Genomic DNA, 290 nt, shown 5'->3' with positions numbered 1-290 from the left:
ATCCACGCATCCCATGCGGGATGCGACTATCATACAAAGAGTTTGTTTCCGTGTAGTATATATTTCAATCCACGCATCCCATGCGGGATGCGACTATAGATATGGACAGGATGCTTTTGTTTACTACTATATTTCAATCCACGCATCCCATGCGGGATGCGACTATAATTCTATTTGTTCCTCAATGTAGTAAATCTATTTCAATCCACGCATCCCATGCGGGATGCGACAAAAAAGTTTTAAAAAGGTTTGCCTTTTGATCTATTTCAATCCACGCATCCCATGCGGGA

It is taken from the genome of Lactobacillus sp. HMSC08B12, from assembly GCF_001808415.1.
Taxonomy (GTDB): domain Bacteria; phylum Bacillota; class Bacilli; order Lactobacillales; family Lactobacillaceae; genus Lactobacillus; species Lactobacillus delbrueckii.
The sequence above is the reverse complement of the archived record's forward strand: the minus strand, read 5'-3'. Positions refer to the sequence as shown.